This is a genomic window from Mesorhizobium sp. M7A.F.Ca.CA.002.04.1.1 (genome assembly GCF_004022805.1).
GTDB lineage: Bacteria > Pseudomonadota > Alphaproteobacteria > Rhizobiales > Rhizobiaceae > Mesorhizobium > Mesorhizobium ciceri.
Genome location: NZ_RZPL01000854.1, coordinates 1 through 2,249, shown reverse-complemented (window position 1 = coordinate 2,249; position 2,249 = coordinate 1). Strand labels below are relative to the sequence as shown.

Annotated in this window: 2 protein-coding genes; both read left to right on the top strand. The window is 63.4% G+C overall.

Annotation, left to right across the window (positions count from 1 at the left end; all coding sequences use genetic code 11):
* Positions 1 to 1,389 (top strand): phosphate ABC transporter permease subunit PstC (gene pstC, locus ENZ75_RS29455; protein ID WP_128278534.1); only part of this gene is annotated, 1,389 nt, incomplete at its 5' end.
* The coding region (locus ENZ75_RS29450; RefSeq protein WP_128278533.1) for a DUF3333 domain-containing protein at positions 1,386 to 2,249 on the top strand (864 nt) is incomplete at its 3' end. The genes pstC and ENZ75_RS29450, both read left to right, overlap by 4 nt.

The window sequence follows — 2,249 nt, the reverse complement described above, 5'->3', positions numbered from 1 at the left end:
GCCCAGGACAATGGCAAAGTCAAGCCGCATTCGCGTGCCCACTATCACGGCTGGTGGGCCTTCCTGCTCGCCGTCCTGCCTGCTCTTTTGCTGCTTGCCGTCTGGGCCGTCGGTTCTTCGGTCTATCTTGACCGGCACATCCACGCTGCCTTGCCCGAGCGTACCGTCGACAGCAAGGTTGCCAGCGAGGCACTGGATGTCAGCCTGGTAAAGAGCCTCGCCAGGGGCCTGCGCAAACTCGATGCTGGCACACTGGCCGCAATGCCTGCCAGCTTTGCCGAGTTGCAGCCGCTGCTCGCCGCCAAGGGCGTGGCACTGGCGAGCGACACACAGGATTACATGATCCCGATCGCCGTCGAGGCGAACAAGGTCCAGGACCGGCTCGGCCTGTTCGGCGCCATTGTCATTCTGGCTTCCTCGATCGCCGGCGCCTTCTATGCGCTCAGGCAGATCGAGCCGCGCGCCAGGGCGCGCAACAATGTCGAGCGGTTGATGCTGTGGGGGCTGCTTGCCGCCTCCACCATCGCCATCCTGACCACCGTCGGCATCGTGCTTTCGATGCTGTTCCAGACGATCACCTTCTTCGAGAGCGTCTCGCCGATGAGTTTCTTCTTCGGCACGGTCTGGGATCCGCGTTTTGCCGCTGCCGGTTCGGGCGGCAGCCAGGGCCAGTTCGGCCTGATCCCGCTTCTTGCCGGCACGCTCTATATCGCCGCCGTCGCGCTGCTGGTTGCGGTGCCGGTCGGGCTGATGTCGGCTGTCTACATGGCCGAATACGCAACGCCCAGGGTGCGCTCGGTGGTCAAGCCGGCGCTTGAACTGCTGGCCGGCATACCGACCATCGTCTACGGCATCTTCGCCGTCGTCACGCTTGGGCCGTTCCTGCGCGACCTGTCAGCGGCGCTGACCGGCGGCTCGCCGTTCATCCAGGGCCAGAGCATCTTCACCGCCGGCCTGGTCATGGGCGTCATGCTGATCCCGGTCGTCTCCTCTCTCTCAGACGACATCATAACCGCGGTGCCGCGCGCCATGCGCGACGGGTCGCTCGGCCTCGGCGCGACCCGCTCCGAGACGATCAAGCGGGTGATCCTGCCGGCGGCACTGCCCGGCATCGTCGGCGCCATCCTGCTGACTGCCTCGCGCGCCATCGGCGAAACGATGATTGTCGTGCTGGCGGCGGGCGTCGCCGCCAACCTCACCATCAACCCGTTCGAGGCGATGACGACCATCACCGTCAAGATCGTCAACCAGCTCACCGGCGACCTCGAGTTCAATTCGCCGCAGACGCTGGTCGCCTTCGCGCTCGGGCTGACGCTGTTCACGCTGACGCTGGTGATGAACATCGTCGCGCTCTACATCGTGCGCAAATATCGGGAGCAGTACGAATGACCGACATTCCCATGGATACGATGGTCAGGCCGGCGGCCCATCCGCGCCGCGACATCGGCCTGAAGGCCCGTTACGCCGCCGAACGCCGTTTCCGCATCTATGGCGTCGTGGCGATTTCCGTAGGCCTGGCGTTCCTGGCAATCATGCTGATCACCATCGTCTCGAAAGGCTACACCGCCTTCTGGCAGACGACGGTATCGCTGCCGATCACGTTCGACGAGAAGGTGATCGATCCTTCCGGCAAGCGCGCAACCGATCCGAGCGTTCTGATCAAGGCGAATTATCCCAAGCTCGCAGAAAACGCGCTGGTGGCCAAGCTCGGCATCTCTCCTGATGACAAGCCGATGATCCAGAAGCTCAAGGGCTTCCTTTCGGAAGGCGCCCGCGTCCAGTTGCGCGACATCGTTGCCGCCGATCCCTCGGTGATCGGCACGACACGCGACGTCAACATCCTCGCCGCCGCCAATCTCGACTCGGCTTTCAAGGGCCAGATCGACCTCAGTGTCGAGGAAGCGCGACGCAAGGTCTCGGACCAGCAGATCACCTGGATGAACAAGCTCAAGGCCGAGGGCGCGATGGCCGAGCACTTCAACAGCGGCCTGTTCACCTACGGCGCCTCCAGCCGCCCGGAAACCTCGGGCATGGGCGTGGCGATCATCGGCTCGCTTTATATGATGGTGATCGTGCTGCTGCTCGCGCTGCCGATCGGCGTCGCCGCCTCCATCTATCTGGAGGAATTCGCCAAGAAGAACCGTTTCACCGACCTTATCGAGGTCAACATCAACAATCTGGCCGCAGTGCCGTCAATCGTCTTCGGCTTGCTCGGCCTCGCGGTGTTTATCAATTTCCTGGGCATGCCA